Here is a 1,606-nt window from a genome sequence, read left to right as displayed (position 1 = left end):
TAACTGATATTGACCATTTATTTAGTTTTAAATTTTCTTTACCTCATAGTATATCAGAAGAAAAAAACTACATAGGCTGGAACTTTAGTGATGTTCTGATTCAAACATTATTTTTATCGATTGTAATCCTGTTGGTAATTAATATTATTCTCGGTTTTTATGAGAAAACCTGGAAGGAATATCATTACGATAGTATGACAGGCTTTTATCGTAGAGATCATTATGAGTATAAGCTTAATAAACTGACTAATACTAGTGTCATCATATGTGATATTGACCATTTTAAAAGCATTAATGATACTTATGGTCATGATGTAGGTGATATGGTCATCCAGGAAGTTACTAAGCGTATTTGCAAATCTATCCGTGATACTGATATTGCTATTCGATGGGGTGGAGAAGAGTTTGTTATTATTTTTCCAAAAATGAAGTGTAATGAATTAATTAATAAATCAGAATTTTTAAGAACGAGTGTTTCACTTCGTAAAATTAATGAAATATCTGTATCAATATCATTAGGTTGTACGCATCAGAATTCTGGTGAAAACATCATGAGCACGTTAAAGCGTGCAGATAAAGCCTTATATCAGTCGAAAAATCTTGGAAGAAACAAGACGACTTTATTATAGTGAAAAATAAATTGATTCGAAGAAAACATAATAATGGTAATTATGCTCTTATTAAAAGAACGTTTTTTTTCTTTTTAATAATGTTTACTATTATTTTTTACTTTTTAACGATTTTAAATACAGCAAAACTTAACGAAGCATCTGAAGTTATTAAACAAAAAATTAATAATATTTATGATGTTGTCCGACAGATAACCCCTTTTTATCTAAATACTGATGTAGTTCATATGAAATCGGGTATTCACCATATTGGTGATATTGCTGTAATGGTTAATGAAGAGCATGAAGTAAAATCAATATCTACTGCTATGAATGAAGTAGAAAAAAAGATTAAGCAACTTGTCCAAGATGACTTTTGGGGATTAGCTGTTATTCAACGTACAGATACAATGGCGAATACAGCGCATTTTAAGCCGTTACGTGAAGTTCATATCGCTTTAAACTCAAGAGGTTTACACGATGAAAATTGGATAGAGCGCATTATGGAGTTTGAAAATATTCCATACCCTTATGCCGATTTTGGTACTTGCGATCTTAAGTTAACAGAAGAATATGTTGAGAGTTACTCTCATGAAAATATCCGCTCTGTTTTTCATCCATTTTATAATGAACGAAAGTTGATCGGTGTAGTACTGCTTGATCTTAAATATGACTTTATTAGTAACTGGATATCTTCATATAACAAAGATAACGGTTCAAAAATTGAAATATCGTCAACGAAGCCTAGTTATGAATATATGCTCCTTCCTGCATTAAAGAGGGTGACTTTGCCATGTACGCCTGAAAATGGTGTTTATTATGTAACAATTAACTGGTTAGCATTAAGTCTTGATGTGTTCATCTATGCGTTTTTTTTAACACTTGTTTTTTTTGTATTTGAAACAGTTAGACGTGGTGTTTTTGTTTTGATGTCAAAGGATAAAATGACAGGTCTACTCAGAAGAGATGCATTTGATAAATTCCATAAACATCAATGC

The 1,606-nt window shown here is 30.8% G+C and carries 2 protein-coding genes; both read left to right on the top strand.

Translation table 11 applies throughout. The features are described from left to right. Positions 1-629 (top strand): GGDEF domain-containing protein (locus E5A76_RS09415; RefSeq protein ID WP_161118761.1); only part of this gene is annotated, 629 nt, incomplete at its 5' end. Further along, positions 629-1,606, top strand: a 978-nt coding sequence (locus E5A76_RS09410) for a hypothetical protein (protein ID WP_161118760.1), incomplete at its 3' end; no start/stop codon positions are given. The genes E5A76_RS09415 and E5A76_RS09410, both read left to right, overlap by 1 nt.

It is taken from the genome of Photobacterium lucens (assembly GCF_009873615.1).
Taxonomy (GTDB): Bacteria; Pseudomonadota; Gammaproteobacteria; order Enterobacterales; family Vibrionaceae; genus Photobacterium; species Photobacterium lucens.
This window is presented reverse-complemented; position numbering and strand designations above follow the sequence as displayed.